Origin of the sequence: Oligella ureolytica DSM 18253 (assembly GCF_000373745.1) — a bacterium.
Lineage (GTDB): Bacteria > Pseudomonadota > Gammaproteobacteria > Burkholderiales > Burkholderiaceae_B > Oligella > Oligella ureolytica.
This window is the reverse complement of record NZ_KB892313.1, coordinates 20,665-47,292: the sequence shown is the minus strand read 5'-3', so window position 1 is coordinate 47,292 and position 26,628 is coordinate 20,665. Positions and strand designations below refer to the sequence as shown.

The window sequence follows — 26,628 nt, the reverse complement described above, 5'->3', positions numbered from 1 at the left end:
CGTTGATTCTTTATATTTAATATCATAGCTATTTACAAGAATCTTCGACTTTAAAATTAATTCAATCAGAGGTGTTTTTTAGATGAATAATACGTCAAATCAAAGTTTTATTTTACGCAAGTTGCGTGCTATTCTCGTCGCAGCAACATTAGCTTCTTCTGTTGTGCTGGTTCCTACGGTAGTTGCACAAGAGGCTAAAGAGGCTGAAGCACCTGTAACGGCCGACGGTCTCAAGATCGGTTTTGTTAATACTGAGAAAATCCTCCGCGATTCTAAACCGGCTCAAGAAGCTCAAAAAAAGATCGAAGAGGAGTTTGGTAAGCGCGATGAGGAGTTACAGCAATTAACTGAAACTTTACGCACTAAATATTTAGATTTTGAAAAAAATGCGCCAGTCATGTCTGACGCAGACCGCACGTCTGCACAGCGTGAACTGACTGACTTGGATACTGATTTGCAGCGTAAGCGTCGTGAGTTTCAAGAGGACTTTAATCGTCGTCGTAATGATGCTTTCTCGACCATTGTAGAAAAAGCCAATATAGCTATTCATGAGTTGGCAGCAGAAGAGTCTTATGATTTGATTTTACAAGATGCCGTTACCGTGAGCGAGCGTATTGATATTACGGACAAAGTCATTGAAGTTTTAAATAAATAATAAGTAGTAGCTATGTCAAACAACCTTAGTATTCCAATCGAACAGTTATTACAGCAGGTTGATACAGAGGGAGTCCCTTATTCTCTCATCAAGAGCGATAGTCATGCGATACCAGATATTGTAGGCTTAGGCTCTTTATCTCACGCTGAAAGCAACCAGATTAGCTTTTTGTCCAATCCTCGTATGTTTAATTTACTGATGGATACTAAGGCTGCCGCAGTTATTTTGCCACAGGCCGTTGTTGATAAACTGCCTAAAGAATTGCCTTTCGCGGTCATTGTTTGTGAGGATCCTTATCTTCTCTACGCACGAATTTCGCATTACTTTGATGACACTCGAATCGATTTGATTCCAAAAGTTATTCATCCTACTGCAGTAATCGATGACTCTGCCGACATCGCCGATGGTGTGGCGATTGGTCCTTATGTTGTCATCGAAGAGGGCGTCAAAATCGGAACAGGCAGTGTAATTGGTGCGCATTCAGTCATTGCTAAAAACTCTGTTATTGGTAAGGACACCAAACTTTATCCTCATGTGACTCTATATCGTAGCACTATCATTGGTGATCGCTGTCTTTTACATAGCCACGCGACACTTGGCGCAGAGGGTTTTGGTTTTGCTCCTGATAATACCGTCGAAAAAGGCGCATGGTGCAGAATTGCTCAATTTGGACGTGTAGTTGTAGGTAATGACGTTGAGATTGGTGTGTGTACAGCAATTGATCGTGGTGCGTTGGGTGATACCATTATTGGTAATGGCGTCAAACTGGATAATCATATTATGATCGGCCATAATTGTGAAATTGGCGATCATACCGCAATGGCCGCATGCGTAGGTATTGCCGGTTCAAGCATTATCGGTAAGCGTTGCACCCTTGCAGGTGCCGCGATGTTAGCAGGTCACTTGGAATTAGCTGATGATGTACATATTTCCGGTGCCACTGGTGTCATGTCAAGCATTAACAAGCCCGGACGCTATACGTCAGCTTACCCAATTGAAGAGCACAGTGAATGGCAAAAAAATGCTGCTGTCATCAAAAATTTATACAAATTACGCAGAAGAGTACAAGAATTAGAAAAAAAGCTCTAAAAAAAGGGCCTTTTTACTACAAAATCATAGTTTTTTAAAAATAGAGTAGTTTTCGGGAAGAAAAATGAGTAAAGAAGTGCAGTTAGATATAGCCGCAATTATGGAGCGTTTGCCACATAGGTATCCGTTTCTACTAGTGGACAGAGTTTTGGAAATTGTTCCGGGCGAAAGCATCGTGGCAATCAAAAATGTCACTATTAATGAGCCTTTTTTCCAAGGCCACTTTCCACACATGCCAGTCATGCCTGGCGTATTAATTACTGAGGCCTTAGCTCAAGCGGCTGCCTTGTTTACTTTTGTATCTGATGACGGTGAATCTTTAGACCGTGAAAAAACAGCTTATTACCTAGTAGGTATTGATGGTGCTCGCTTCCGCACACCTGTGGTTCCCGGTGACCAATTAGTACTCAAGGTAAAAGCAGATCGTATCAGCAAAGCAATCTGTAAATACACAGCAGAAGCTTATGTCGATGACAATGTTGTGGCATCAGCTAAAATCATGTGTGCTATCCGTAAAATTGAAGAATAAATTTATTCGCAATTTACTAAAGCACATTCCTTAATCCAGATTTTCAAACAGGTTCTTATGGCTAATATTCATTCTACCGCAATTATTCATGATGGCGCACAACTGCACGAGAGTGTTAAGGTTGGCGCGTACTCAATTATCGGACCTGAAGTAATTATTGGTGAGGGTACAACAGTCGGCGAACACTGTATCATTGATGGCCGTACTATCATTGGTAAAAATAATACCTTCTACCGATTTTGTTCAGTAGGTGGTATACCTCAGGACAAAAAATATCACGGTGAGGATACAGCGCTGGAAATCGGTGACGGCAATATGTTCCGCGAGTTTGTTACCATTAACACCGGTACCGTACAGGATTCCGGTACCACGCGTTTAGGTAATAATAACTGGATTATGGCCTATGTTCACATTGCTCATGATTGTCAGTTAGGCAATGAAATTGTTATGTCTAATGGAATTCAACTTGCTGGACATATTCATATCGGCGACTGGGCGATTATCGGCGGTTTGGCTGCTGCCCATCAATTTACCAATATTGGTGCTCATAGTATGACGGGTGGTATGAGTGCAATACGTCAAGATATTCCTCCTTATGTGTTAGGTGCGGGTCAACCTTACAAACCGGCAGGCGTTAACTCCGAAGGTTTAAGAAGACGCGGTTATACAGCGACGCAGATTCAAGCAATTAAAGAAGCGTACAAGTACATTTACTTAAGAAGCTTGAAAGTTGAAGAGGCAGTCGCTGCTATTCGTAACATGCAAGAAAATAGCGAAAAAGACATTGCCGATGTATTAGAGCCTTTCGTTGATTTTTTCGATAAGTCTTCTTCTCGCGGTGTAGGACGCTAACGATAAAAGCAAATGGGTTATAAAATCTCCATGGTGGCGGGCGAACCCTCAGGTGATTTGCTCGCCTCGCGTGTGATGCAAGGTCTGATCGCTCGCGATGCCAAACTTCAATTTAATGGCATTGGCGGTCCCTACATGCAAGCATCCGGTTTACAATTAAATTATCCCATGGATGCTTTATCTGTTTTTGGCTATATCGATGCACTTAAACAGTTACCACGTCTAATTTCTATCTATCATAATTTTAAAAAGCAGACTATCGCAGGGCGGCCCGATGTTTTTGTTGGCGTAGACGCACCTGATTTCAATTTGCGATTAGAAGAGCAACTAAAAAAATCGGGTATACCGACAGTTCAGTTTGTCAGTCCCTCGATTTGGGCTTGGCGCTATCAACGTATTGAGCAGATTCGTCGTGCGGTCGACCATATGTTGGTGCTATTTCCTTTTGAAGTAGAGCTCTATGAAAAAGAGGGAATACCGGTTACCTATGTAGGACATCCCTTGGCACAACAAATTCCAGCAGAACCGGATGCTCGTGCAGCACGTTTACGCTTAGGATTAGATCCTGATAAGCCTGTATTGGCTATTTTACCGGGTAGCCGAAAATCCGAGATTAATGCTTTATCAAAGGTATTTCTTGAAACAGCTCAAAAGCTTCATCAAAAGTATCCTGATTTGCAATTTATCGTACCGTTAGTTAATGAAGCTCGTAAGCAGCAATTTATGGAAATTAGCAAGGGCATTGAGCTGGCTAATTTACACCTCTATTCACAAGCAGTATCTGAACAACCCATTTCTCGTGATGTGATGGAAGCGTGTGATGCGGCATTATTGGCAAGTGGAACGGCTTCGTTGGAAATGGCCTTATATAAAAAGCCAATGGTCATCGCGTATATTTTATCGCCACTGATGGTAAAAATCATGGCATGGAAGTCAGGCCAATCTGCGCCATTACTGCCTTGGATTGGTTTGCCCAACATTTTATTACGAGAATTTGCTGTGCCTGAGCACCTACAGGAAGAGGTCACGCCGGATAAACTGATGGCTTCTTGTGTGCGTGCGCTAGAAGATCGTGAGTATATTCAAGAAGTTCAAACCAAGTTTCAGACACTTTATACGACCTTGGCAGTAGATACACCTCGTTTAGCTGCTGAGCAAATTTGGCGTATCGCCTCCACCAAATAGAACCTTTGACGATTTATTCGTTATTTTATGCAAACAACAATGGCATTTTCCCACTCTAGTTCTTTATCCACTTCATTAGTCGTAGGCATTGATGAGGCCGGACGAGGCCCTTTGGCAGGTTCAGTATTTGCTGCCGCGGTGATTTTGAATTCAAATAATATCATTGAAGGGCTCATGGATTCAAAAAAACTGAGTGAAAAGAAACGTGACTCTCTTGCTGAGATCATCAAAGAAAATGCATTAGATTGGCATATCGCCTCAGCCTCAGTCGAAGAAATAGATCGGATCAATATTTTACAGGCAACCATGTTAGCCATGACTAGAGCATGGCAAGGTATCAGTACTCCACACAGGCAAGTGCTTATCGATGGCAATCAGATACCTAAGCAACTACGTATGGAGTTGCCGGATAATCTTTTAAATGGCCAAGAGGTACAAGCAATTATTAAGGGAGATGATTCTGTACAAGCGATCGCAGCGGCTTCTATCTTGGCCAAAACAGCAAGGGATGCTGAACTATATGCGCTAGATGAAGTGTATCCCGAGTATGGATTTGCTCAACATAAAGGTTATGGTACAAAGCTTCATCTGAGTAAAATCGCGAAGCTTGGGCCTTGTCCAATTCATCGTCAGAGTTTTGCGCCCATCAAGCGCTTTTTAGCTAATACCTCATCCTGATACAGGTGTTTTATGTCTTTTGAACCCAAACTGATCGATTCAAAAAACAATCCTACTTTTAAGCATATTGTAAAAATCGCTAATAATAAAGAAAAAAAGCTCTGCTTATTGGAAGGTATTCACTTGTGTCAAGAATTTTTAAAAAATTCGAGAGGATTAAAGCTTAACTATGCAATTTTTCAGTCGAGTGCATTTAAAAAAATTAGTGAAAAAACAGCGACAACTGAATTAATAGCGCTGTACGAGCAATTTGCTTCTCAGGCCGTTATTTTCTCTGACTCGCTATTTAAGCAATTATGTACCATGCCGAGTCCGCAGGGAATTTTACTGGTCGTGGAGGTGCCTCAACGCGATGCATCAACCATTCCTTTGACAAAAGCTATGGTGCTTTTAGATCGCTTACAAGACCCGGGCAATTTAGGCACGATTATTAGAACGACTGCAGCTGCAGGTATTGAGCATATCATTTTGTCTACCGGCTCGGTAAATCCTTGGTCACCGAAAGTTCTCCGCAGTGCTCAAGGGGCTCATTTCGCATTAACCATTCATAGCGATTGTGATTTGAGGAGCTTAATCACGCGACTGCAAATTCCAGTGTATGCCACCGCACTAAATGACAAAGCAGAGTCTCTTTACGGTAGTGTAATACCCGAAAAATGTGCTTGGCTATTTGGCAATGAAGGGCAGGGGGTTAGTGATGAGCTGTTGGCGCAAGCTAGCAAACACATTTATATCCCTCAGAGTCATCAGGTTGAGTCTTTAAATGTGGCTGTAGCTTGCGGCATTGCGCTATTTGAACAGCGCCGACAGCTGTTGGCTCAAGCAGCTACTTAGTAGCTCTTACGGTCAAGATTTAATATCTTTAAAACCGTGGTTGAAATCTCTTCGATTGATTTGGTTGTGGTCGATAACCAAGAAATGTTTTCTCTGCGCATCATGCGCTCAGCCTCGGCTACCTCATATTTACACTGACTTAATTCAGCGTAGACACTACCCGGACGACGCTCTTGACGAACCTCATGTAAACGCTCCGGATTAATGGAGAGTCCAAATAGTTTATGGCGATGAGGCAACAGGGTATTAGGTAGTGTACCGCGAACAAAATCTTCGGGAATCAGAGGGAAATTAGCGGCTTTTACTGAGTATTGCATAGCTAAATATAGACTTGTCGGTGTTTTACCACAACGAGAAACACCCACAAAAATGACATCAGCATGCTCCAGATCGTGAACAAACTGCCCGTCGTCATGGGCTAAGGTAAAGTTTATCGCTTCGATACGACGTCGGTAAGCATCAGACGTGGCATTGATATGAGAGCGCCCGATCCCAGGATCAGATTTTGTATTGAGACTTTCTTCTAGTTGATGGACACAGGCAGCAAATATATCCATATAAATGCACTTACTCGTGCGTAAAAAAGTATTAATATCTTCGTCAACGATCGTACTGAAAACAATAGGAGGCAGATCGTCACGCTCTGCAACCTCATTAATCTTTTGTGCAACATCTTTGGCTCGCTCCGGGGAGTTAACAAAGGGTTCGCGTTCTTGATCAAAACTAAATTTATGAGTAAACTGCGACAACACTGAATGACCAAAAGTCTCAGCGGTGATGCCGGTACCGTCAGAAACTATAAATACTGTGCGTTTTTGTAATTCCATGGATAAAACCTTTTCCTCTGTCGTCCAGAATGGGCTACAATGTAGCCTAAAAATGTTACGGATTAATGATGGTTAAAATTTACTTTAAATGATGGTTAAAATTTACTTTAAATAGTATTACCGTTTAAGAAAGTGCCACTTAAGAAAGTACAATTTAAGGGAAAACCACTTAAGGCAATACAATTTAAGGGAAAACCACTTAAGGGAAAACCACTTAAGGGAAAACCACTTAAGGCAATACAATTTAAAAGGATACATCACGATACACCAAAAGGCTTATTTGTTTAGCAAAACAGCGTTTTTTTGAACAAATATGCTTTTTTTATCTTTGAGGTACTTTTTATGTCTTATATCCTTTCATTTGAACAATGTCGCATGTGTGATGTCGACGTCGTTGGCGGTAAAAACGCATCTCTCGGTGAGATGATCAGCCAATTAGCGTCTGCCGGCGTCCGTGTGCCCGGTGGTTTTGCTACGACAGCACAAGCCTTCCGTGACTATTTAAAGCAGTCAGACTTGGACAAGCGCATTAACGACCGTCTTAATCGCTTAAATCCTGACGATGTTCGTGAGTTAGCTGAAGCCGGCCAAGAGATCCGTCAGTGGATTATCGACACTCCTTTCCATCCTGAACTTGAAGCACAAATCCGCACAGCATTTGCTGAGCTAGACGCCGATGGCAAAGGCACATTCGCTGTACGTTCTTCTGCTACGGCTGAAGACTTACCTGACGCTTCATTTGCCGGCCAACAGGAAACTTTCTTAAACGTTGCCGGTATTGATGACATCTTAGACAAAATCCATCACGTTTTCGCTTCTTTATACAATGACCGCGCTATTTCTTACCGTGTTCACAAGGGCTTTGCCCATGCTGACGTTGCTTTATCAGCAGGTATTCAGCGCATGGTCCGCTCTGATTCTGGTAGCGCAGGTGTGATGTTTACCCTTGACACCGAGTCTGGTTTTGAAGACGTGGTGTTTATTACCTCATCTTACGGTTTAGGTGAGACCGTCGTTCAGGGTTCAGTTAACCCAGACGAGTTCTACGTATTTAAACCCACACTAGCCCAAGACAAATATTCAATTATCAGCCGCCGCATTGGTTCTAAACTCATCAAAATGGAGTTTAAAGAGGATCGTGCTCCCGGTGAAAATGCTGTCCGTGTCGTTGATGTCCCTACCTCTGAGCGCAACCGCTTTTCTCTTACTGACGAAGAGGTACTTGAGCTGGCTAAATATGCTGTCATCATTGAAGAGCACTACCAACGTCCTATGGATATTGAGTGGGGTCGTGATGGTGTTGACGGTAAGATTTACATTCTTCAGGCGCGCCCTGAGACGGTTAAATCTCAGCAATCTAAGCAAGATGTACAGCAGCGTTTCAAATTAAAAACGACAGGTGATGTCTTGATTACCGGTCGAGCCATCGGTCAGAAGATTGGTGCAGGTACTGTACGTATTGTGCATGATATTTCTGAAATGGATCAGGTACAAGCCGGTGACGTATTAGTAACTGACATGACTGACCCTAACTGGGAACCTGTGATGAAAATCGCCTCAGCGATTGTTACTAACCGTGGCGGTCGTACGTGTCATGCTGCAATTATTGCACGTGAATTAGGAATTCCTGCCGTTGTTGGTTGTGGCGAAGCGACTGAGGTACTAAAAGCAGGTCAAGAGGTGACGGTTTCTTGTGCTGAAGGTGATGAGGGTCGCATTTACGATGGTTTATTAGAAACTGAAGTCGAGGAAATCAAGCGCGGTGAAATGCCTGAGATTCCAATCAAAGTGATGATGAACGTCGGTAACCCACAATTAGCTTTTGACTTCTCTCGAATTCCTAACAAAGGTGTTGGTTTAGCACGTTTAGAGTTCATCATTAATAACAATATTAATGTTCACCCTAAAGCTGTTTTAGACTACCCTAATGTGGATTCTGAGCTTAAGCAAGCGGTTGAATCAGCTGCTCGTGGTTATGCCAGTCCACGTGCTTTCTTCGTAGAGAAGTTAGCTGAAGGCGTTGCTACTATCGCTGCTGCTTTCTATCCAAAATCTGTTATCGTTCGTATGTCTGACTTTAAGTCAAACGAGTACCGCAAATTAGTAGGCGGCTCCCGTTACGAGCCTGAGGAAGAGAACCCAATGTTAGGTTTCCGTGGTGCTTCACGTTACCTATCAGAGGATTTTGCTGAGTGTTTCCGCATGGAGTGTGAAGCGCTTAAGAAGGTGCGTGATGAAATGGGTCTGGATAACGTCGAATTAATGATCCCATTTGTGCGTACAGTAAGCCAAGCCGAACGCGTTATTGATCTATTAGCTCAAAACGGCTTAAAGCGTGGTGAAAATGGCCTACGCATTATTATGATGTGTGAAGTTCCATCTAACGCCATCTTAGCTGAAGAGTTCTTAGAGCACTTTGATGGTTTCTCTATCGGTTCTAACGATATGACTCAGTTAACCTTGGGTCTGGATCGTGACTCTGGCATGGAAATACTCATGGCGGACTTTGACGAGCGCGATTCGGCTGTTCAATTCATGCTTTCACGCGCTATTCAAGCGTGTATCAAGGCCGGTAAATATGTCGGTATTTGTGGTCAAGGTCCTAGTGACCACCCGGATTTAGCACTTTGGCTGCAACAAGAAGGCATTATGTCAATGTCCCTCAACCCGGATACGGTAGTTGATACTTGGCAGAAACTAGCTGAGCAACAAGGCTAATTACGCTATTTAGCGTTCAGCTTAAGTCCCGTTAATCTTCATTGATTGGCGGGATTTTTTTATGTGCGTGACCGTATTCAGGTAAACTATTTTCACAACATTGTATTAACCGTTAAATGGATAAATTGATGACTGAGTTAATTATCGAAGATATAAATTTAGGCACTGGCGACGAAGCCAAAGCAGGCCAAGAGGTAACCGTACATTACACGGGCTGGCTATTGGATGGTGGTCAAAAATTTGACTCAAGCAAGGATCGTAATCAGTCTTTTTCTTTTCCACTGGGTGCAGGTCATGTCATTAAGGGGTGGGATCAGGGTGTCCAGGGCATGAAAGTCGGTGGCGTCAGGAAGCTTACTATTCCTGCTAATTTAGGCTATGGTGCGCGCGGCGCCGGTGGCGTTATTCCGCCTAATGCCACACTCGTTTTTGAGGTTGAGCTATTAGCAGTTAATTGATTTATTAATTAACTAAAGGGGCTGCTTATGTGGATTTGGTTTGCCGTGGCTGCCATTGCTTTGATTCTGGAGTTGTTTAGTGGCACCTTTGTCTTATTATTACTTTGCATCGGTGCGATAGCTGCAGGTCTAGCGGCCTGGCTTGAGCAGAGTATCATTATCCAGTTAGCGTTACTGGCAATTATCCCTGTCATTGGGGTGTTTGTATTGAAGCGTATGGGTAAATTTCACTTACGTAACCCCTTAGCCAGCGAAACCGATTCAAACTTAAATCTTGATATTGGTAAATCCGTTTATGTCGACAAGTGGGTGACCGAACGCCGTCTTGCTCATGTTAAGTTTCGGGGAGCACAATGGCAAGCCAAACCTGCAGACAGTTATATTCTGCTTAGGAGTGGACAGCATCAAATCGTTGCTATACGCGGAATTATCTTAATAATAGAGCCTATAGGAGGCAGCTAGTTATGTTTGATTTTGATACGTCGCTCGGGTTTTGGGTTATTATCATTGTCCTTGCTGTTATTTTCTTATTCAAGTCAATTGCTATTGTGCCTCAACAGCATGCTTGGGTCATTGAGCGCTTAGGTCGTTTTGATCGTGCCTTAAGTCCGGGACCTCGCCTTGTCATTCCATTCATCGAGCGTATATCGTACAAGCATTCTCTAAAAGAAATTCCATTAGATGTTCCCAGTCAGGTGTGTATTACTCGCGATAACACACAGCTGCAGGTTGACGGCGTTATTTATTTTCAGGTCACTGATCCGATGTTAGCGTCTTATGGTTCTTCGAACTATATCTTAGCCATTACACAGCTTGCACAAACGACACTACGCTCAGTGATTGGTAAGATGGAACTGGACAGGACTTTTGAAGAGCGTGATTATATTAATAGTAAGATTGTTTCGTCCTTAGATGAAGCTGCTGCTAACTGGGGTGTTAAGGTCTTACGTTACGAAATCAAGGATCTCACGCCACCTAAAGAGATTCTTCATGCCATGCAGGCTCAAATTACTGCTGAGCGTGAGAAGCGAGCCTTAATTGCTGCCTCTGAGGGACGCAAGCAGGAGCAAATTAATATTGCAGAGGGTGAAAGAGCTGCAGCTATCGCTCGTTCAGAGGGTGATCGTCAGATGCAGATCAATCAGGCACAGGGGGAAGCTGAGGCTTTTGTTACGGTTGCCGACGCTACCGCAGAAGCAATTAAAAAAGTAGCACGTGCTATCAATGAACCTGGCGGCATACAAGCGGTTAATTTACAGGTAGCGGAAAATTATATCGATGCTTTTTCTCAGTTAGCACAAAAGGGCAATACGCTGATTATTCCATCGAATCTTTCGGATATTAGTGGCTTAGTTGCCAGTGCAATGACCGTTGTCAAACAATCTAAAGACTAAGTAGTTCGGGTGGCGATAGGGGACGCGTCTCACCACTCGATACTCTCATCACCCGATATAAGCAATGTATTTAATAACGAGTGTCGTTTTTCATGATGCGTGCTTTTTCACGTTCCCAATCACGGTCTTTGATGGTTTCACGCTTATCATGCTGCTTCTTACCTTTGGCAAGTGCCAAGGTCATTTTTATGCGACCTTTTTTAAAGTAAAGGTTTAATGGGACGAGCGTATAGCCGCGTTGCTCCACACGGCCGATTAGCTTATTAATTTCACGCTTATGCATCAGTAATTTGCGTGAGCGAGTAGCATCCGGCCTGATATGGGTTGAGGCTGTTTCTAGTGGGCTAATATGCATATTAAGTACAAAAAGCTCGCTGTCACGGATAATTATGTGACTCTCTGCGATTTGTACGCGACCGGCGCGTATGGACTTAACCTCCCAGCCCTCAAGGACAATACCTGCCTCAAATTCTTCTTCGATGAAATAATCGTGTCGTGCTTTTCTATTATCAGCAATCCTGGTCATTCTATTTAATTCTGTGTTTTATTTGCTATTGATCGTTAAAATATAGATCATATGTTATTAAGTACCAATCATCTATTCTAATAAGAAGTGATGATTTTCGCCATCATTCATTCAAATTATCAATTTTATTTATATGCATACCGTAAAACGCAGTGTATTAGTCCCTTATAGTGCTGAACAAATGTTTAAACTCGTCGCTGATGTAGATAAGTACAAAGAGTTTATGCCTTGGTGTGGCGGCTCTGAGGTTAAGGAGCATTTGGATAATGGGCTGATTGGCTCTGTTACCATTGCACTTTCTAAGATTAAGCACACTTTTACTACTCGTAATACGCACGATTACCCAAATCGAATTCAACTTGAATTGATCGATGGGCCATTTTCCTCACTGCATGGTGACTGGGTTTTTACTGCCTTAGCCGATGATGCGTGTAAAGTTGAGTTTACACTAAATTATGCTTTTAACAGCAGGCCACTCGAGTTTATTTTAGGTCCTATTTTTAATAAAGTCGCCAATAGCTTCATTGACTCTTTTACTAAACGAGCCGAACAGCAATACGGTGAGGCTTTTTAGCGTTGACTATGATCACAATTACAATAATATATGCGGCTGATGCCCAGACTATATGGCAGCATCAACTACAAACTTCTGCAGGCTGTACGATAGAACAGGCGCTCAAACAAAGTGGTTTATATGCTGATTTTCCTGACTTGACTAATTGCATAGAGGCTGTGGGCGTTTTTGGACAGGTGAAATCCCTGAGTGATATTGTCACGGACGGTGATAGAGTTGAAGTTTACAGAAGATTAAACTTTGATCCTATGGAATCGCGCCGGCGTCGTGCAGCACATAAGCAAGCCGGCATTCTTAAGAAAAAGCACTTTAAACCTGATCGTTCAAAGCGTTTTGATTATATAGAACATAATGACAATACCCACAAAAGGAGGGAGTATGAGTGACGTTGTACTATTTTCAACCATAGATAGTGGTGACAAGCGTATTGCCGTAGCGACCTTAAATCGGCCCAAGGCTTTGAATAGTCTCGATTTAGAGATGACTGAGTTACTAACTCAACAATTAAGAGCTTGGGCGTCAGATGACGCTATCGTCGCCGTCATTTTGGACTCAAGCGGTGACAAGGCATTTTGTGCCGGCGGTGATATTACCAGCGTGTATCAAGGCATGTTAGACAATCAGAGCGGCCAAGTGATGAACAATCACTACGCTATCGATTTTTTCAAAACAGAGTACGCGCTAGATTACTATTTACATACGTATAAAAAACCGATTATCGTCTGGGGTCGCGGTATCATCATGGGCGGAGGTATTGGTCTATTATCGGGAGGTAGTCATCGGGTGGTGAGTGATGATGCTCGATTGGCGATGCCTGAAGTTACCATCGGTCTATTTCCGGATGTCGGTGGGAGCTGGCTATTACCTCGTTTAAATGGCCAAAGCGGCCGCTTTTTAGCAGCTACCGGTGCGATTGTCGGCAGTGATGATGCCTTATTTACCGGTCTTGCTGATTATGCTATACCAACAGACACTTGGACTGATTTTATTCAGGAATTGGCAGCCCAAACATGGCCAACTTACCCATGTAAGCGACGAACCCGAATTGAGCGTGATGACTTAATTCATGATGTATTAAGTAAGTATGCGCGTATTGAGGCTAAATCGCCTGGTCCATTACAAAAGAATTTTACTTTAATTAATCAGATTTGCTCTGTGCGTGATTATCAGCGTGTTTATCGTGAAATCGAAAAGCTGGCTGATCATGAGGATGACTGGCTTGCTAAAGCAGCGACGACGATGTTACGAGGCTCTGCATTTACGGTAGGTTTGGCCTTGACCTTGCAAGATTACGCTAAAAATATGTCGCTAAAAGAGGTGTTTGAATTAGAGTATATCGTTGCGTTGCATTGTGCATCTGATGGCATGTTTCAAGAGGGTGTGCGCGCTTTATTGATTGATAAGGATAGAGATCCCCAGTGGCGCTATCAATCAATTGAAGAAGTCGATATCAATGATATTTATGATTATTTTGAAGCGCCGTGGCATGACAATGAGGAATCGCCACTACAACTGGATTAAGCTGTGACCTTCGTTTAAAAAGAGGTGCTCTAAAAGCACCTCTTGATAATTAGGATTAGTTTTCCGGTTTTTCTAAGGGATAGGGTGGTGCCTGAACGGTCAGTTCGGGACCATCTTCTGCTCCCAAACATAGGATCTCACCCGTACTGCCATCAACCGCTTCTAAGCGAGTTTCAAATAAGATCCAAGTTCCTTTGTTATCAGGTAGATGAGCAATATTTACGACTTGCCCGGTTGGTCGATCACCTTGGTAAATATCTGCACCGACATTGATATCAGCGGCGTCTTGTCCGGTGTATGCAATATAAGAACGACGCTTTAGCGTACCGCGATAGTGACTGCGAGCGACCACCTCTTGTCCGGGGAAACAGCCTTTTTTGAAGTTTACCGCACCAATGGCATCGTAATTAATGCTCTGCGGAATAAACTCTTCACGATTAGCAAGTTCCACCCAAGCAATAGCATGGATAATATCAAGTGCTGTCCAATAAGCGGCATCAGCAGAAATATACTCAATCCCGCTGCTATCGGGACGCAATTCCTGTGGATTAAATTTCGCTGTATTTTGAGAGTTTAGTACGAGAAGATAACGCTGTTCACTGCCACGTGCAGGAAAACGTATCCAGTGCTGCTCGTTTTGTTGGTGAACAGCGAAACTTGTCTTGCCTCCCAATGCCTCAGGAGCGTATTGAAGGCCTTTATCTTCAGACCACAATCCCAAAACAAGGACATTTAATTCTTCCAGCTCAACCTTATTCCTAAACACAAACATTTTTAAGCGCTTAAGTGTAGGCTCTAAGATGTCTTTTTTAATGAGTAAATAATAGCTATCGCTTGCCTCCGCATCTTGCCAAATTAGAAAACTGGCTAAGCTACGACCCTTAGCATTACACCAAGCACTAAGCTGCGCTTGGTCTGGAGTAACAAGGGTTATGTCTTGAGTGAATTGATTTTGCAAAAATTCTAAGGCATCAGCACCGCTGACTTTAAATACTGAGAAATCATCCAGTCGTGCATAATTAACTTCTGGAGAAGAAGAATTCGGCATAAATAACTCCGGTTATTTTTAAAAAAAATTCTTATTGTCATTTATTATTATGCCATGAGGCTGATTTTTCAATGCGAATAACAACATAGCGATTAAGTTCAAAGGGTTTAGATATCGACTTAACTGCTAGCAATTTTGAATACTGACTATCTATCAACTAACCTGTTAAAATCATTTTTTCGATTAAAAAATCATACAAAAATAGAGATGAAAAAATTCCTTAAGTATTTCCTTTTGCCTTTATTCGTACTGGGATTGATTGCAGCCGGAGTAGGGGCTTACTACGCTTATAACTGGTCAAAAACACCTGTTACCATCAATGGCAGTGTCTACGATTTTCATATCAAGCGTGGTGATTCCTTGCGTAGCGTGGCTACGTTGCTTGAGGATGAGGGTGTCTTAACCTTTTCTGATCTATTGATTTTATATGGTCGATACACAGGGCAAGATCGTATGATCAAGGCAGGTGCATACGAAATCAAGGCCGGTGATACGCCTCTAGATGTGCTTGAGCGCATCGCCAGCGGTGATATGAGCCAGCGTCGTATTGCCTTAATTGAGGGGTTTACGACTCAGCAGTTTATCGAAAGGATTCAGGCCAATCCTGATATTATTGTTACTTTAGATGCTGAGAAGCCTGAGGAGTTACTAGCGAGTTTAGGTAGTCCATACGAATCACTCGAAGGCCTGTTTTTTCCCGATACCTATGTATTTGTGCCCGGCGATACGGATTTTGATATTTTGCGCCGTGCCTATGTTCAATTCCAAAGCCATTTACAAGCGTCTTGGCAAAGTCGGGATCCGAGTATTCCTTTAAAAAGTCCTTATGAACTGTTGATTATGGCTTCTATCATTGAAAAGGAAACGGGCTTAGCGGCTGATAGAGAAAATATCGCGGGAGTTTTTATGAATCGCTTAGAAGCTAATATGCTTTTACAAACCGATCCGACGGTAATCTACGGTATGGGCGATAAGTACGAGGGCCGAATTCGTAAGGTCGATCTCCAAACGGACACACCTTGGAATACTTATACGCGCAAGGGCTTACCGCCTACGCCCATTGCCAATCCCAGCTTAGCCTCACTAAAAGCAGCAAGCCAACCGGCCAAACATGATTATTATTATTTTGTTTCTCGCGGCGATGGCAGCAGTGCTTTTGCAAAAAATCTGCAAGAGCATAATCGTAACGTCAGACGTTTTATTCTTAATAAAGGTGAGTAGTGAAGGGTTTTTTTCTAACAATTGAAGGAGTTGATGGTGCCGGTAAAAGTTCACATATGGAGTGTATTTCATCGTGTTTTAAAGCACATCGATATGCTATTGTGACTACTCGAGAGCCAGGTGGTACCCCCTTGGCTGAACGCTTAAGAGAGATCCTACTAAGTCAGAATATGAGTCTTGAAACAGAGCTGTTATTAATGTTTGCAGCTCGTCAAGAGCACATTAATCAGCTTATCAAGCCGGCTTTATCGGCCGGCAGGGCGGTCATCTGTGATCGATTTACCGACTCAAGTTTTGCGTATCAGGGTGGTGGGCGCCAGATGTCGCATCAAAAGATTCAATCCTTGGTTGATTTAGTGCATCCGGAATTAGAGCCTGACCTTACGTTATTATTCGACTTGCCCTTAGAGATTGCGCGTGCACGTATGTTGCGTGAGCGTCAACTGGACCGTTTTGAACAAGAACAAGCAGATTTTTTTGAGCGCGTCCGAGCGGCTTATTTAAAGCGAGCTAATGATGATCCTGAGCGTTTTGTTATTATCGATAGCAGTCAGCCCAAAGAGAGGGTTGCTAAACGGGTATGTCAGGCGATTAATGATCGGCTTAAAATTCATCTTCAGCAATCTTAAGTGTCAGGTACTATTATGAATCAAGTCTCTCAATTTTTACCCTGGCAGCAACACATCGCTCAGCAATGGTTAGAGCAAAATGATCGTTTTACTCATGCGTGGCTTATCCACGGGGATGAGGGTATTGGTAAATTCCAGTTCGCTCATGCTGCCGCAGCCTCAATGCTATGCGAAAATCGCAATGGCCATCAAGCCTGCGGTCAATGCCAAGCGTGTCGCTGGCTTAGCCTTAATCACCATCCGGACTTAAGAATTGTCGTACCTGATGCTATGTATGAGCGTTTAAGTATTGCGCCAAGTGAAGAGCAAACAAGCAGTGATTCCTCTAAAAACCAATCCAGTCAAATTCGCGTACAACAAATTCGCAATCTCGATCAAAAGAATTTCTTTACCCTGACTAGTCATCGAGGCGGTGCCAAGGTACTAATTATTTATCCGGCAGAACGACTCAATCATGAGTCGGCCAACGCTATTTTGAAAATCCTTGAGGAGCCCTTAGGGGATACGCGATTTTTATTGGTTTCCAACAATATTCGAAAGTTATTGCCAACCATTATTTCACGTTGTCAGCGGCTTCATTTACCTATTCCTGATACCGAGCTAAGCGTAGAATGGCTTAAAACACAGGGAGTTCGCGAACCGCACCTTGCTTTAACGGCAGCCGGTGGCGCTCCGCTGAGAGCATTGCAGGAGAGTGAGTCCGACTATGAGCCGGTGCGTTATTGGCTCGGTGAGTTTGTGAGAAGCCTGGCCGATCGGGAGTTGCTTGACATCCAGCCTTATATAGATAAACTTGATAAAATTGAAACTAGGCAGTGGATTGATAGTTTACAGCGTTTATTATTGGATCTTCAGCTTAACCATCATGGTCTTGCTTCTCGTTATTTTCCTAGTTTAGAAGCGCATACAAAACAAATAGCGGGTGGGCTGAGTGATATTAAAATAGCCGATTTATTCAGTTGGCTTAGCAAAGAGCAGGCTACTTCTGCTCATAGTTTTAATAAGCGTCTGTTGATACAAGCATGCTTACAACGCGTCATGCTCGTCTTCTTAGCACGCGCACATTAAGAATTATTGTATTGAGTAGTATTAAGTAAAAATTATGTTTATCGATTCACATTGTCATTTAAATTTTCCCGAACTTCTTGAAGATCTTGATAGTATATTAGCCTCTATGAAGGCCAATGATGTGGGTGCTGCACTATGTATTTCAGTATCAGAGCCTGACTTCCCAAGCGTATTGAAACTTGCAGAAGAGCATGATCATCTATGGGCCAGTATTGGCATTCATCCACAGTACGAAAACACACCAGAACTCAGTGAAGAGGATCTGGCTAACTATCTGACACATCCCAAAGTGGTCGCGGTGGGTGAGACCGGTCTAGACTATTTTCGAAGCGAAGAGCCTTTAGAATGGCAACGAGATCGTTTTAGAACTCATATCCGCGCAGCCATTGCCGCTGATGTGCCTTTGATTATTCATACGCGCGCAGCCAAAGAAGACACCATGAGAATTTTACGCGAAGAGGGGGCTGAGCGTTGTCGCGGTGTGATGCATTGTTTTACCGAGGATTGGGAGATGGCTCAACAAGCTATGGAGCTTGGTTTTTATATTTCCATGTCGGGTATTGTGACATTTAAAAACGCCAAAGAGGTTCAAGAGGTTGCGCTTAAAACACCTTTAGATCGCTTATTGATAGAAACAGATTCACCTTTTTTGGCGCCGGTTCCTTATCGCGGCAAGCGAAACGATCCTTCTTTAGTGATTCATGTGGCTGAGAAAATTGCCGAACTGAAACAAATTCCACTTAAACTAGTCAAAGAAGCGACAACTCAAAACTTTTTTGATTTATTTAAGAAAGTAAAAAAACCTGTTTCTGTCGATTAATCTTTTTAATTCACAAAGAGAAAAGTATGATTAACGCGTTTAAATCAAAAATCAGTATCCTGATCAGTGCCTTGCTGCTGGTTTTCACGATGAGTGGCACAGCACTCGCAAATGATTGGTGGGTAGACGTTCGCAATGATCGAGTGAACAACATCAATGAAGCCATCAGTCAAGGTCAGGACCCTAATATCCTCAATGGCGATGGTCACACGGCTTTAATTTATGCTTATAGGGAAGGTGCTTTAAAAAGCTTTGATGCTTTGCTTCAGCGTCCTGAAGTCGATATTAATAAGAAAAACAGCTACCATGAAAGTCCTATCATGTATCCTGCCTTAGCCGATGATGTTGAGAGAGTTAAAGCACTCATTGAAAAAGGCGCCGATTTAAATCATTTAGGCTGGTCACCCATCCACTATGCTGCCATCAAAGGCAATGCCAAGATCGTTCAGCTTTTATTAGATCATGGTGCATGGCCCAATTCACCGGCTCCCGATGGCTCTAACCCGCTAATGATGGCAGTTAGTTCGGGCAATACCAAATCGATTGAGGCATTAATCCAAGCGGGTGCAGATCCCAATGCGGTGAATTTTGATGGTGTTAGTGCACTTGACCTTGCTAAAGAAAGAAATAATCGTATGATAATAGAATTGCTAAATAAATAAAATAGCAAGCTTAATTACACCTTTCAAAAGCACCTTAATTTTACCCGACTATTACAGTCGGGTATCTGCTATAATTGAAATACCATACACGCTTTGAGTTGCATACAGATTGCACAGAACACCTGTACAAAATAGCGGAGCGATTAGATTTTGAGTTTACCATTTTAACCAGGAGGAGAACGTAATCATGTTAATTGATCGTTTCAATAGACGCATTGAATACTTACGTATTTCCTTAATTGATAAATGCGATTTGCGCTGTACTTACTGTATCCCTGAGGGGTTCACAGAGTTTGAGCACGCCGAAAATTATCTTACCTTTGATGAGATTGAGCGAGTTGTTTCTGCTTTTGCTCGTCTTGGCACCTCACGTTTCAGACTGACGGGCGGTGAGCCTTTGTTACGTAAAAATGTCGTTGATTTGGTTAGTCGTCTATCCGCTATCGATGGGGTCGAAGATCTCTCAATGACAACCAATGGCACCCAGCTTGCTCGTCTCGCACAGCCTCTCAAAGATGCCGGTCTCACTCGCTTTAATATCAGTTTAGACTCCTTAGACTCTAGCGTTGTCAAAAAAATCAGCGGTAGTGACACACTAACTAAGGTCTTAGAGGCATTAGAGGCCGTTAAAAAAGCCGGTTTTACAAGAACCAAAGTCAATATGGTGCCGCTTCCTGGCGTTAATATCCAAAGCATTGAGGATATGATCCGCTTTTGCATGGATAGCGGCTTCACCTTACGGCTTATTGAAGTGATGCCCATGGGCGTCACCGGTCAAAGCTTAGGTTATGTCAATTTACAGGGTGAGATAGAAAAAGCACAAGCTAAATTTGGTCTGATAGAATCTACCCGCATTCATGGCGGGGGTCCCGCTCGTTACTGGGAAACTGCTGACGGCAGTTTCTCTTTAGGTTTTATTACGCCACGTTCTCAGCATTTCTGCGAAACTTGTAATCGCGTACGTATGACAGCGGATGGGGTTTTACATTTATGTTTAGGTCAAAATGACAGTTTTGATTTAAAACCCTACCTACGCTCAGGCTGTTCAGACCACGAACTAGAAGAAGCCCTGCGTTTGGCGATTGAACTCAAGCCTGAAAAGCACGAGTTTAACGAAAAACCCGAACAAGTCATTCGCATTATGGCAAAAACCGGCGGCTAAAAAAGAAGAGGACTAATCAGATCAATCAACATTAGTCCTCTTTTTGTGTCTTAATTAGATATAGTACCTATCTAATTAACTATAAAGGCTGCCATTTTTCGCCCGGATACACCGCATTACAGACATCGGCTCTACATCTGACTTTTAAGCCGCTAACTGACTCAATACAAAATGGAACCGAGGCAAAAATACCATGAACTTTTTGTTTGCCAGAGTCATCTTTTAGACCCCCTAAAGTTTCAGCAATCGCTTTAGGACGACCGGGTAAATTTAAAATGACGCTACCACCGCGCAAGACACCTACTTGGCGAGAGATGATACCGGTAGGAATAAAATTTAAAGAGATCTGACGCATTTGCTCACCGAATCCTGGTATCACACGCTCAGCAACAGCTAACGTCGCTTCAGGTGTCACATCACGAGGGGTGGGGCCGGTGCCACCCGTCGTCAGAATTAAATGACATTTCTCCTCATCGGCTAATTTTCTGAGTGTGTCAGAAATAAGCTCCTGCTCATCAGGAATCAAGCGTTCAATATACTCTATCGGATTGATCACCGCAGCATCAAGCCAAGACTTAAGGCCAGGCACGCCTTCATCAACGTACTCACCTTTAGATGCTCTATCACTGACTGATACAACACCCACCTTGAGAGTTTCTAACTCAAAACCGACGTCATTAGTATTACTCATCAATTAGTATCTCCAATACTGATAATTCGAAAATTTACGCTGTTTACTATATCACGCATAGACTCAGCAGAAACCTTATAATGAATCAGTTTATAAGTAGTCAATTTAATTTCGGAATAATTATGTCGGAACAAAAACTTAGTCATTTTAATGAACAAGGCCAGGCACATATGGTTGATGTTGCCAACAAAGATACCACTAAGAGACAAGCAGTTGCAGAGGGCTCGATCCTGATGAACGAGATTGCTTATAATTTATTGGCCTCGGGACAAAGCAAAAAAGGCGATGTTTTTGGTGTTGCCAGAATTGCAGCCATTCAAGCAGCTAAACAAACAAGCAATCTAATTCCTCTCTGCCATCCCTTGGCTTTGACACACATCAACGTAGACTTTGAACTTTTCCCTGAAGAAAAAAGAGCATTTATTGAAGTGACCGTAGAAACACTCGGCAAAACCGGGGTCGAAATGGAGGCTTTAACCGCTGCCAGTGTCGGATTGTTAACCATTTACGATATGCTCAAGGCAGTAGATAAGGGCATGATTATTCAAACGGTGCAACTTGTTAAAAAAAGTGGTGGTAAATCTGGCGATTTTGAGCGCAGCTAGCAGTTAAACGGCTGTTTTTTTGTTGCTAAATAGTGTCTCATGTGTTTTTAGGGAATACATGGATTACTTTTATTGCCCGAAGATATATAATGGAAGCGATCTGCGTAATAATTATGTAATAAGCATGGTTATTATGCTTAAATGTTTTAACGATTTTTAAGGAGAAGTGTGATGGCGCTACAATCACTCGATATTAAGCGACGCTCGGCGACGTCAACTGTTACGCCTCCACCTCAAGTACGTAAGCCAGTTGTTGAAGTAGCGAAGTTAATTGATACGACAACCTGTATTGGCTGTAAGGCCTGTCAAGTAGCCTGTTCTGAGTGGAATGATCTGAGAGATGATATTGGCACTAACGTTGGTGTCTACGATAACCCAATGGATTTGACGCCCAAATCTTGGACTGTCATGCGTTTTAGCGAAACTGAGGAGTTCGGTAAGCTAGAGTGGCTTATCCGCAAGGATGGCTGTATGCACTGTGCGGATCCGGGCTGTTTAAAAGCCTGTCCGTCACCCGGTGCCATTATCCAGTATGAAAATGGTATTGTCGATTTTCATCAAGAAAACTGTATTGGCTGTGGTTACTGTGTGGCCGGATGTCCTTTTGATATCCCTCGCATCTCAAAAGAAGATCACAAAGCCTATAAGTGTTCTTTATGTTCAGACCGTGTTGCTGTTGGTCAAGAGCCTTCCTGTGTTAAAACCTGTCCGACCGGAGCGATTCGTTTTGGCTCCAAGGAAGATATGAAGCACTTTGCCGAAGGCCGCATCAAAGACCTTAATAGCCGTGGCTTTGAAAATGCCGGTTTATATGACCCTGAAGGTGTTGGCGGTACGCACGTTATGTATGTATTGCACCATGCGGACAGACCAGACCTATACAGTGGTTTACCAACCGATCCTAAAATCAGTTCTACAGTTCAAGTCTGGAAGGGTATATTAAAACCTCTAGCGACTGTAGGTATTGCTGCTGCCGGCTTCTTAGGCTGGTTACACTACATCACTATCGGTCCCAGCCGAACTGATGAAGAAAAGCACGAGGTGCTAACCGATAGCGGTAAAGTACTTGAAAGTAAAGAGGAGGCGTAATCATGACACAGCCTAACATAAAAGTTGAAACCGTTATTCAACGATATCGCAAGGTCGAACGAGTTAACCACTGGGTAACTGCCGGTTGTTTCATTCTGCTCGCAGTTTCCGGTTTGGCCTTCTTTTATCCTGCTTTCTTCTGGTTGACCGGTATTTTCGGTACGCCACAATTGGCTCGCATGATCCATCCGTGGATTGGCGTTGTCATGTTCATCAGCTTTACAATCATGTTCTTCCGCTACTTCAGACATAACTTCCTTAACAAGGAAGATAGGAAGTGGTTAACCTCCGTTGGAGAAGTCTTAAAAGGTAGAGCGGTTGGTGATGTAGGCAAGTACAATGCCGGACAAAAAGCGATGTTCTGGCTAATGAGCATCTGTATGATTTGCTTATTAATCACAGGCGTTCTAGCATGGCATACGTATTTTGGTCAGGTTGTTCCTATCCCTGTTAAGCGCGTTGCCTTGTTATTGCATGCCGGCTCGGCCTTAGTATTAATCGCAGGTATTATTGTTCATGCCTATGCTGCTATCTGGGTTCAAGGTACCATTCGCGCGATGGTCGAGGGCGTTGTTAGCCAAGCCTGGGCTCGTACTCATCACCCTCGTTGGTATCGCGAGGTGATGGCTAAGCGTGAACAAAAAGCTAGATCCGAAAGCGGTACTGCTTTATAAATCTTCTATTAGCAGGTAAAATTAGCTTCATGAATCCATTATCTGAAGCATCTATATGGCGTCTTGAGGATGGTGTAATCACACCGACTCAAGACGTTCTCATTCAAGAAACCCCTGTATCACTCGTGTACAACGGGGTGTCTCACATTGTTCTTATGGCGACGCCTCACGATCTGGAGGCGTTGGCATTAGGCTTTAGCTTAAGTGAAGGCATTATCAAAAGGCCTTCTCAACTGTATGACGTTGAGGTATTTGAGAGCGAACAGGGCATGATTGTCGATATGGAGATTGCTTCTGAAGCGTTTGTAGAGCTTAAGCATCGACGCCGTAATATGCAAGGCCGCACAGGTTGTGGACTCTGTGGTATTGAAAACTTAGAGGCGGTCAAACCTGAAATAGCCACCATTGATTATCATATAAAAATAACCTCAGACGCCATTGAAAAGGCCTTAAAGCAATTCAATCAAATGCAGCCCTTACGTGAATCCACAGGTTCTGTTCATGCTGCTGCTTGGGCCAACCAAGATGGAGAAATCAAATTAAGTTTTGAGGATGTCGGTCGACATAATGCCTTAGATAAATTGATTGGCCACGCCATGAAGCATCAAATTAACTGGAAAGAAGGCTTTGTTGTCGTATCCAGTCGTGCCAGTTACGAGATGGTATTAAAATCTGCGTTGAGTGGTATTTCTTGTTTGGTAGCGGTATCAGCACCAACTCAGTTTGCTGTTAATCTGGCAAAAGAGGCCGGTTTAACCCTAGTCGGTTTTGCCCGACCTCATCGCCAAATAGTTTACAACGGCATCGAAAACTTGATTTAGAGGTTAGTTTTGCTACTTAGTCATGCGTACCAATTAATGGATACACGTTGACTAAATCGCCACGTTTTATTGATTGTGCGGTTGGCACCTCAACCAATACATCACCATAGCTAATTCCTGAAAGCATATGTGAATCTTGAGTTGTCAGCAGTTCAGCCCAAGCCCCATACTCATCATTTTTAATGATTGCACGCCTAAAGTCTCGTCTTATTGATTTGTTATTAGGGACATCAAAATCAGCTCTTGCTTTAAAACTAACCGGTCGTGACTTTTCAATACTCACGCCGGCAATACGTTTCATTGCCGGAATAGCTAGCAATAGGCTGGTAGCATAGCTTGCGACAGGATTACCGGGTAGAAGAAACACCTTGGTACCGCTGCCTACTTTGCCCCAACCAAACGGCTTGCCGGGCTTAATGGCCATTTTCCAATGCTCAATCTCACCTAAGTTATCGAGTGCTTGTTTTAAATAGTCCTTTTCGCCGACGGAAGCGCCACCCGTGAAAATAAGTACATCCTCAGTTTCCATCGCTTCAGTAATATGTGCTTTAAGAGTCTCTAGATTGTCTTCAATTGCGCCACCGCTGCGAACTTCAAGGAATTTAAATCGCTGCAAAATACTTAAGAGCATTGGGCGATTAGAATCATAAATCTGATTGATTTCCAATGCCTGACCTAAGGGAGTCAGTTCATCGCCCGTGGAAAAGACAGTCACTTTAAGCTTTTTAAAGCAGGGGACAGTCGCATAGCCCTGGCTTGCCAACAGACCGATTGCCGCAGGAGTAATCAGACGATTCGCATCGAGTAATAAGGCACCTTTTTGGAGCTCTTCACCTTGACGGCGAATATTTTTATCTATAGCAAAGGGCTCTTCGATACGGATAACATCCTCATCGCGCGACACTAACTCTTGTTGAATTACCGTATCACAATGATTAGGAATGCCTGCGCCCGTAAAAATTCGTACGGCTTCACCGGCCTGTAAGGTAAATTGGGCGCTCTCATCGCCAGCTGAAATCATGCCGATGACTTTCCATTGGCGACGATTGACGTCATTAACTGCATAGCCATCCATTGCGCTATTATCAAATTGGGGTGCAGGGTAGTTTACTTTCAGATCTTGAGCCAACACTCTGCCTGCCGCTTCAAGTATAGGTACTTCCTCAAACGCCTGGGTCATCGTGGCATTGGATAATAAGTCATCAAGGGCGTCGTAGTAATCTCTCATTATTGTCCTTTTTGATAATTGCCTTGTAATAGGCTGGTGTCATTGATATTAGTAAATTGATCGCTATTGCTGTATTTTATCGTGCCATAATCACAGCTTTTTATAAAGGTCATCACGCGGTTAAGCTCGCTAGGACCGTCTAAAAAATCTTTTAGTTTAGTCATTACGCTCATTTTAAGCTGCATAATCACCGGGTGCTCTTTGCTTTCTGTCACCGCGATAACCATTTCTTTGTCTGGTTCATTAATAAGAAAATGGTAAAAATCCGATACTAACTCATCCGGTAAATAAGGCGTATCACAAGGCAAAACCTGTACATACTCAATATCATTGGGAAGAGTAGAGATTGCACTATAAATACCTGCTAATGGCCCACGCATCGCATAAGTCTCTAAATCGCTAACCACAGGATAACCAAAATCGCGATACTGTGCTAAGGACTTATTTGCACTAATAACAATGTGTTTAGTGTATGGCTGCACTTTATCAAGCGCATAACTCAGCAAAGGTCGTTGATGCAATGGCATCAGACCTTTTTGTTGGTATCCCATGCGTCGACCTAAGCCGCCGGCAAGAATAATAGCTGCAAAAGAGGGGAGTTCAGTCCTTAGTTCTGCCACGACTCACTGTGCTCTAAATCAGACTGCTTCATTTCTACCCAGTGCTCATCACCATTAAGAAAATGCTCTTTTTTCCAAAAAGGTGCGCGAGTCTTTAAGTAGTCCATAATAAATTCGTTGGCCTGATATGCTGCTTTGCGATGCTCGCTGGCGGTTAGTACTAAGACAATATTCTCACCACTATTGATGCGACCTACACGATGGATCACCCGAGTGTAGAGTATGGGCCATTGTATCTGTGCTTGTAGAATAATTTTCTCGATTTCTTTTTCAGTTACACCGGGAAAATACTCTAAAAACAAATGACTTAGGGGGGTTTCATAATCATGTGCACGCACACGTCCTGTAAAGCTTACTAATGCACCGGCATTATTGATGGAAGACTCGGCTTGACGAACCTCATCATCCAAATTGAAACTTTGCTCTTGAATTGAAATGCTATACATATCA

At 43.0% G+C, this 26,628-nt stretch carries 31 protein-coding genes; 24 read left to right on the top strand and 7 right to left on the bottom strand.

What is annotated here, in order from left to right:
- The first annotated feature begins 82 nt into the window (after nucleotides 1-82).
- The 7 genes from B092_RS0108950 to B092_RS0108920 all read left to right on the top strand — a co-directional run bounded on the left by B092_RS0108950 (nucleotide 83) and on the right by B092_RS0108920 (nucleotide 5,822).
- Entirely contained in the window at nucleotides 83-655 is a 573-nt protein-coding gene (locus B092_RS0108950; RefSeq protein WP_018574901.1) for an OmpH/Skp family outer membrane protein, read from the top strand.
- A 12-nt stretch (nucleotides 656-667) separates the two neighbouring features.
- Nucleotides 668-1,744 (top strand): UDP-3-O-(3-hydroxymyristoyl)glucosamine N-acyltransferase, encoded by a 1,077-nt coding sequence (lpxD, locus tag B092_RS0108945; RefSeq protein WP_018574900.1) that lies wholly within the window; start codon nucleotides 668-670, stop codon nucleotides 1,742-1,744.
- A gap of 76 nt (nucleotides 1,745-1,820) precedes the next feature.
- Complete coding sequence (gene fabZ / locus B092_RS0108940; RefSeq protein WP_026253692.1) at nucleotides 1,821-2,273, top strand: 3-hydroxyacyl-ACP dehydratase FabZ; 453 nt, start codon at nucleotides 1,821-1,823, stop codon at nucleotides 2,271-2,273.
- Nucleotides 2,274-2,330: 57 nt separating this feature from the next.
- Nucleotides 2,331-3,125 carry an acyl-ACP--UDP-N-acetylglucosamine O-acyltransferase gene (gene lpxA / locus B092_RS0108935; protein ID WP_018574898.1) on the top strand — a complete coding sequence of 265 codons (795 nt, stop codon included), beginning with the start codon at nucleotides 2,331-2,333 and terminating at the stop codon, nucleotides 3,123-3,125.
- A gap of 12 nt (nucleotides 3,126-3,137) precedes the next feature.
- On the top strand, nucleotides 3,138-4,310 hold the full coding sequence (gene lpxB / locus B092_RS0108930; RefSeq protein ID WP_018574897.1) for a lipid-A-disaccharide synthase: 1,173 nt from the start codon (nucleotides 3,138-3,140) through the stop codon (nucleotides 4,308-4,310).
- 39 nt (nucleotides 4,311-4,349) lie between these two features.
- A complete protein-coding gene (rnhB, locus tag B092_RS0108925; RefSeq protein WP_018574896.1) occupies nucleotides 4,350-4,988 on the top strand; it encodes a ribonuclease HII in 639 nt (212 codons plus the stop codon).
- A gap of 12 nt (nucleotides 4,989-5,000) precedes the next feature.
- Nucleotides 5,001-5,822 carry a TrmH family RNA methyltransferase gene (locus B092_RS0108920; protein WP_018574895.1) on the top strand — a complete coding sequence of 274 codons (822 nt, stop codon included), beginning with the start codon at nucleotides 5,001-5,003 and terminating at the stop codon, nucleotides 5,820-5,822.
- On the opposite strand, the gene ppsR is transcribed toward B092_RS0108920, so the two are convergent.
- On the bottom strand, nucleotides 5,819-6,649 hold the full coding sequence (gene ppsR / locus B092_RS0108915) for a posphoenolpyruvate synthetase regulatory kinase/phosphorylase PpsR (RefSeq protein ID WP_018574894.1): 831 nt from the start codon (nucleotides 6,647-6,649) through the stop codon (nucleotides 5,819-5,821). The two genes, B092_RS0108920 and ppsR, sit on opposite strands and share 4 nt — an antisense overlap.
- 342 nt (nucleotides 6,650-6,991) lie before the next feature.
- Here ppsR and ppsA point away from each other — a divergent pair, with 342 nt between their 5' ends.
- The 4 genes from ppsA to B092_RS0108890 all read left to right on the top strand — a co-directional run bounded on the left by ppsA (nucleotide 6,992) and on the right by B092_RS0108890 (nucleotide 11,219).
- Complete coding sequence (gene ppsA / locus B092_RS0108905) at nucleotides 6,992-9,367, top strand: phosphoenolpyruvate synthase (RefSeq protein WP_018574892.1); 2,376 nt, start codon at nucleotides 6,992-6,994, stop codon at nucleotides 9,365-9,367.
- 128 nt (nucleotides 9,368-9,495) lie between these two features.
- The gene (locus B092_RS0108900; protein ID WP_174222139.1) at nucleotides 9,496-9,825 is read left to right on the top strand and encodes an FKBP-type peptidyl-prolyl cis-trans isomerase; all 330 of its coding nucleotides are present in this window, start codon (nucleotides 9,496-9,498) and stop codon (nucleotides 9,823-9,825) included.
- A gap of 27 nt (nucleotides 9,826-9,852) precedes the next feature.
- Nucleotides 9,853-10,287, top strand: coding sequence for an NfeD family protein (locus B092_RS0108895; protein WP_018574890.1), 435 nt, complete (start codon nucleotides 9,853-9,855; stop codon nucleotides 10,285-10,287).
- Nucleotides 10,288-10,289: 2 nt separating this feature from the next.
- A complete protein-coding gene (locus B092_RS0108890) occupies nucleotides 10,290-11,219 on the top strand; it encodes an SPFH domain-containing protein (RefSeq protein WP_018574889.1) in 930 nt (309 codons plus the stop codon).
- 70 nt (nucleotides 11,220-11,289) lie between these two features.
- Here the strand turns inward: B092_RS0108890 and smpB are convergent, their stop codons facing one another.
- Nucleotides 11,290-11,745 (bottom strand): SsrA-binding protein SmpB, encoded by a 456-nt coding sequence (smpB, locus tag B092_RS0108885; RefSeq protein WP_018574888.1) that lies wholly within the window; start codon nucleotides 11,743-11,745, stop codon nucleotides 11,290-11,292.
- A 133-nt stretch (nucleotides 11,746-11,878) separates the two neighbouring features.
- On the opposite strand from smpB, the gene B092_RS0108880 reads away from it, so the two are divergent.
- From B092_RS0108880 to B092_RS0108870, 3 genes are read left to right on the top strand one after another with little or no spacing between them, the layout of a single operon-like run.
- Nucleotides 11,879-12,319 carry a type II toxin-antitoxin system RatA family toxin gene (locus B092_RS0108880; protein ID WP_026253691.1) on the top strand — a complete coding sequence of 147 codons (441 nt, stop codon included), beginning with the start codon at nucleotides 11,879-11,881 and terminating at the stop codon, nucleotides 12,317-12,319.
- Between the two features lie 8 nt (nucleotides 12,320-12,327).
- Complete coding sequence (locus B092_RS0108875) at nucleotides 12,328-12,705, top strand: RnfH family protein (protein ID WP_018574886.1); 378 nt, start codon at nucleotides 12,328-12,330, stop codon at nucleotides 12,703-12,705.
- The gene (locus B092_RS0108870) at nucleotides 12,698-13,840 is read left to right on the top strand and encodes an enoyl-CoA hydratase/isomerase family protein (protein ID WP_018574885.1); all 1,143 of its coding nucleotides are present in this window, start codon (nucleotides 12,698-12,700) and stop codon (nucleotides 13,838-13,840) included. Before B092_RS0108875 ends, B092_RS0108870 begins: the two co-directional genes overlap by 8 nt.
- Before the next feature lie 55 nt (nucleotides 13,841-13,895).
- On the opposite strand, the gene ygfZ is transcribed toward B092_RS0108870, so the two are convergent.
- The gene (gene ygfZ / locus B092_RS0108865; RefSeq protein WP_018574884.1) at nucleotides 13,896-14,888 is read right to left on the bottom strand and encodes a CAF17-like 4Fe-4S cluster assembly/insertion protein YgfZ; all 993 of its coding nucleotides are present in this window, start codon (nucleotides 14,886-14,888) and stop codon (nucleotides 13,896-13,898) included.
- A gap of 207 nt (nucleotides 14,889-15,095) precedes the next feature.
- Between ygfZ and mltG the strand changes: the two genes are divergently transcribed.
- The 6 genes from mltG (at nucleotide 15,096) to moaA (ending at nucleotide 20,450) form a co-directional block, all read left to right on the top strand.
- The gene (mltG, locus tag B092_RS0108860) at nucleotides 15,096-16,109 is read left to right on the top strand and encodes an endolytic transglycosylase MltG (RefSeq protein ID WP_018574883.1); all 1,014 of its coding nucleotides are present in this window, start codon (nucleotides 15,096-15,098) and stop codon (nucleotides 16,107-16,109) included.
- A complete protein-coding gene (gene tmk / locus B092_RS0108855; RefSeq protein WP_018574882.1) occupies nucleotides 16,109-16,738 on the top strand; it encodes a dTMP kinase in 630 nt (209 codons plus the stop codon). The genes mltG and tmk overlap by 1 nt, the downstream gene beginning before the upstream one ends.
- A gap of 15 nt (nucleotides 16,739-16,753) precedes the next feature.
- A complete protein-coding gene (holB, locus tag B092_RS0108850) occupies nucleotides 16,754-17,806 on the top strand; it encodes a DNA polymerase III subunit delta' (RefSeq protein ID WP_040608380.1) in 1,053 nt (350 codons plus the stop codon).
- 34 nt (nucleotides 17,807-17,840) lie between these two features.
- Complete coding sequence (locus B092_RS0108845; protein ID WP_018574880.1) at nucleotides 17,841-18,626, top strand: TatD family hydrolase; 786 nt, start codon at nucleotides 17,841-17,843, stop codon at nucleotides 18,624-18,626.
- A 26-nt stretch (nucleotides 18,627-18,652) separates the two neighbouring features.
- The gene (locus B092_RS0108840) at nucleotides 18,653-19,288 is read left to right on the top strand and encodes an ankyrin repeat domain-containing protein (RefSeq protein ID WP_018574879.1); all 636 of its coding nucleotides are present in this window, start codon (nucleotides 18,653-18,655) and stop codon (nucleotides 19,286-19,288) included.
- 187 nt (nucleotides 19,289-19,475) lie between these two features.
- Nucleotides 19,476-20,450, top strand: a complete 975-nt coding sequence (gene moaA, locus B092_RS0108835) for a GTP 3',8-cyclase MoaA (protein ID WP_018574878.1) — start codon at nucleotides 19,476-19,478, stop codon at nucleotides 20,448-20,450.
- A gap of 79 nt (nucleotides 20,451-20,529) precedes the next feature.
- Here moaA and mog read toward each other — a convergent pair whose 3' ends face one another.
- Nucleotides 20,530-21,141, bottom strand: coding sequence for a molybdopterin adenylyltransferase (mog, locus tag B092_RS0108830; RefSeq protein ID WP_018574877.1), 612 nt, complete (start codon nucleotides 21,139-21,141; stop codon nucleotides 20,530-20,532).
- A 122-nt stretch (nucleotides 21,142-21,263) separates the two neighbouring features.
- Here mog and moaC point away from each other — a divergent pair, with 122 nt between their 5' ends.
- The 4 genes from moaC (at nucleotide 21,264) to fdhD (ending at nucleotide 24,330) form a co-directional block, all read left to right on the top strand.
- Nucleotides 21,264-21,746 (top strand): cyclic pyranopterin monophosphate synthase MoaC, encoded by a 483-nt coding sequence (gene moaC / locus B092_RS0108825; protein ID WP_018574876.1) that lies wholly within the window; start codon nucleotides 21,264-21,266, stop codon nucleotides 21,744-21,746.
- A gap of 171 nt (nucleotides 21,747-21,917) precedes the next feature.
- Entirely contained in the window at nucleotides 21,918-22,835 is a 918-nt protein-coding gene (gene fdxH, locus B092_RS0108820; RefSeq protein WP_018574875.1) for a formate dehydrogenase subunit beta, read from the top strand.
- A gap of 2 nt (nucleotides 22,836-22,837) precedes the next feature.
- Nucleotides 22,838-23,509 (top strand): formate dehydrogenase subunit gamma, encoded by a 672-nt coding sequence (locus tag B092_RS0108815; protein ID WP_018574874.1) that lies wholly within the window; start codon nucleotides 22,838-22,840, stop codon nucleotides 23,507-23,509.
- Between the two features lie 29 nt (nucleotides 23,510-23,538).
- Nucleotides 23,539-24,330 (top strand): formate dehydrogenase accessory sulfurtransferase FdhD, encoded by a 792-nt coding sequence (fdhD, locus tag B092_RS0108810; protein WP_018574873.1) that lies wholly within the window; start codon nucleotides 23,539-23,541, stop codon nucleotides 24,328-24,330.
- A gap of 16 nt (nucleotides 24,331-24,346) precedes the next feature.
- Here the strand turns inward: fdhD and B092_RS0108805 are convergent, their stop codons facing one another.
- Genes B092_RS0108805 through B092_RS0108795 form a run of 3 tightly spaced genes read right to left on the bottom strand, consistent with a single transcriptional unit; the run spans nucleotide 24,347 to nucleotide 26,624 of the window.
- Nucleotides 24,347-25,558 carry a molybdopterin molybdotransferase MoeA gene (locus B092_RS0108805; protein WP_018574872.1) on the bottom strand — a complete coding sequence of 404 codons (1,212 nt, stop codon included), beginning with the start codon at nucleotides 25,556-25,558 and terminating at the stop codon, nucleotides 24,347-24,349.
- Nucleotides 25,558-26,178: a molybdenum cofactor guanylyltransferase gene (locus B092_RS14110; protein WP_018574871.1), complete on the bottom strand. Its 621-nt coding sequence runs from the start codon at nucleotides 26,176-26,178 to the stop codon at nucleotides 25,558-25,560. The genes B092_RS0108805 and B092_RS14110 overlap by 1 nt, the downstream gene beginning before the upstream one ends.
- Nucleotides 26,166-26,624: a molybdenum cofactor biosynthesis protein MoaE gene (locus tag B092_RS0108795; protein WP_018574870.1), complete on the bottom strand. Its 459-nt coding sequence runs from the start codon at nucleotides 26,622-26,624 to the stop codon at nucleotides 26,166-26,168. Before B092_RS0108795 ends, B092_RS14110 begins: the two co-directional genes overlap by 13 nt.
- Nucleotides 26,625-26,628 lie beyond the last annotated feature (4 nt).

What these genes read in the sequence shown, in the direction of transcription:
- B092_RS0108950 (WP_018574901.1), top strand. Translation starts at nt 83, where the DNA reads ATGAATAATACGTCAAATCAAAGTTTTATTTTACGCAAGTTGCGTGCT.
- lpxD (WP_018574900.1), top strand. Translation starts at nt 668, where the DNA reads ATGTCAAACAACCTTAGTATTCCAATCGAACAGTTATTACAGCAGGTT.
- lpxA (WP_018574898.1), top strand. Translation starts at nt 2,331, where the DNA reads ATGGCTAATATTCATTCTACCGCAATTATTCATGATGGCGCACAACTG.
- lpxB (WP_018574897.1), top strand. Translation starts at nt 3,138, where the DNA reads ATGGGTTATAAAATCTCCATGGTGGCGGGCGAACCCTCAGGTGATTTG.
- rnhB (WP_018574896.1), top strand. Translation starts at nt 4,350, where the DNA reads ATGGCATTTTCCCACTCTAGTTCTTTATCCACTTCATTAGTCGTAGGC.
- B092_RS0108920 (WP_018574895.1), top strand. Translation starts at nt 5,001, where the DNA reads ATGTCTTTTGAACCCAAACTGATCGATTCAAAAAACAATCCTACTTTT.
- ppsR (WP_018574894.1), bottom strand. Translation starts at nt 6,649, where the DNA reads ATGGAATTACAAAAACGCACAGTATTTATAGTTTCTGACGGTACCGGC.
- ppsA (WP_018574892.1), top strand. Translation starts at nt 6,992, where the DNA reads ATGTCTTATATCCTTTCATTTGAACAATGTCGCATGTGTGATGTCGAC.
- B092_RS0108900 (WP_174222139.1), top strand. Translation starts at nt 9,496, where the DNA reads ATGACTGAGTTAATTATCGAAGATATAAATTTAGGCACTGGCGACGAA.
- B092_RS0108895 (WP_018574890.1), top strand. Translation starts at nt 9,853, where the DNA reads ATGTGGATTTGGTTTGCCGTGGCTGCCATTGCTTTGATTCTGGAGTTG.
- B092_RS0108890 (WP_018574889.1), top strand. Translation starts at nt 10,290, where the DNA reads ATGTTTGATTTTGATACGTCGCTCGGGTTTTGGGTTATTATCATTGTC.
- smpB (WP_018574888.1), bottom strand. Translation starts at nt 11,745, where the DNA reads ATGACCAGGATTGCTGATAATAGAAAAGCACGACACGATTATTTCATC.
- B092_RS0108880 (WP_026253691.1), top strand. Translation starts at nt 11,879, where the DNA reads ATGCATACCGTAAAACGCAGTGTATTAGTCCCTTATAGTGCTGAACAA.
- B092_RS0108875 (WP_018574886.1), top strand. Translation starts at nt 12,328, where the DNA reads ATGATCACAATTACAATAATATATGCGGCTGATGCCCAGACTATATGG.
- B092_RS0108870 (WP_018574885.1), top strand. Translation starts at nt 12,698, where the DNA reads ATGAGTGACGTTGTACTATTTTCAACCATAGATAGTGGTGACAAGCGT.
- ygfZ (WP_018574884.1), bottom strand. Translation starts at nt 14,888, where the DNA reads ATGCCGAATTCTTCTTCTCCAGAAGTTAATTATGCACGACTGGATGAT.
- mltG (WP_018574883.1), top strand. Translation starts at nt 15,096, where the DNA reads ATGAAAAAATTCCTTAAGTATTTCCTTTTGCCTTTATTCGTACTGGGA.
- holB (WP_040608380.1), top strand. Translation starts at nt 16,754, where the DNA reads ATGAATCAAGTCTCTCAATTTTTACCCTGGCAGCAACACATCGCTCAG.
- B092_RS0108845 (WP_018574880.1), top strand. Translation starts at nt 17,841, where the DNA reads ATGTTTATCGATTCACATTGTCATTTAAATTTTCCCGAACTTCTTGAA.
- B092_RS0108840 (WP_018574879.1), top strand. Translation starts at nt 18,653, where the DNA reads ATGATTAACGCGTTTAAATCAAAAATCAGTATCCTGATCAGTGCCTTG.
- moaA (WP_018574878.1), top strand. Translation starts at nt 19,476, where the DNA reads ATGTTAATTGATCGTTTCAATAGACGCATTGAATACTTACGTATTTCC.
- mog (WP_018574877.1), bottom strand. Translation starts at nt 21,141, where the DNA reads ATGAGTAATACTAATGACGTCGGTTTTGAGTTAGAAACTCTCAAGGTG.
- moaC (WP_018574876.1), top strand. Translation starts at nt 21,264, where the DNA reads ATGTCGGAACAAAAACTTAGTCATTTTAATGAACAAGGCCAGGCACAT.
- fdxH (WP_018574875.1), top strand. Translation starts at nt 21,918, where the DNA reads ATGGCGCTACAATCACTCGATATTAAGCGACGCTCGGCGACGTCAACT.
- B092_RS0108815 (WP_018574874.1), top strand. Translation starts at nt 22,838, where the DNA reads ATGACACAGCCTAACATAAAAGTTGAAACCGTTATTCAACGATATCGC.
- fdhD (WP_018574873.1), top strand. Translation starts at nt 23,539, where the DNA reads ATGAATCCATTATCTGAAGCATCTATATGGCGTCTTGAGGATGGTGTA.
- B092_RS0108805 (WP_018574872.1), bottom strand. Translation starts at nt 25,558, where the DNA reads ATGAGAGATTACTACGACGCCCTTGATGACTTATTATCCAATGCCACG.
- B092_RS0108795 (WP_018574870.1), bottom strand. Translation starts at nt 26,624, where the DNA reads ATGTATAGCATTTCAATTCAAGAGCAAAGTTTCAATTTGGATGATGAG.